Genomic DNA, 507 nt, shown 5'->3' on the forward strand with positions numbered 1-507 from the left:
CATCAGCGACATCAGGGTCTGTCCGTCGAGGGTAAAGAAGGTGGTGAAATCTTTCTGCCAGCCCTCCGGCAGCAGGGCTTCCAGACGGGCTTTCTCCTGCATCAGATACCGCCATGCCTGACCGTCCTCTCCGGTCGGGGCTTCACTGGTCAGGCCGCTGTGATGCACCTCAAGGCGCAGGACAAACGGGTGCCGGGTGGTGGTGCAGTAGTCGAACACGCAGCTGCACAGCCGCCAGACCATCAGGGCCACGGCTTTCTGTGGCTGCTTAACCAGTTCGGCCTGAACCGCCAGTGTCCTTTCTGAAGACATTTTTTTCAGGAGCGGCACGCTGATACCCTCTGCTGCATCCGGCATACTGCGGGTGACCACATGCACAGAAGCCTGCTCGCCACCGTGCTCCCCGCCGTCAGATGCCGCCGTCTGGATCTTCTTCTGCACACCACGCTGGACGCAAAGCTCACCGTCATACAGGCTGACCACCACGCCACAGGCCGCTTTCTGCTC

Annotated in this window: 1 pseudogene; it reads right to left on the reverse strand. The window is 60.9% G+C overall.

The features are described 5' to 3' along the window. Positions 1 to 507: pseudogene (locus HMPREF3096_RS10530) on the reverse strand (hypothetical protein); the annotation flags it as partial.

This window comes from Klebsiella sp. HMSC25G12, assembly GCF_001807705.1.
Lineage (GTDB): Bacteria > Pseudomonadota > Gammaproteobacteria > Enterobacterales > Enterobacteriaceae > Klebsiella > Klebsiella variicola.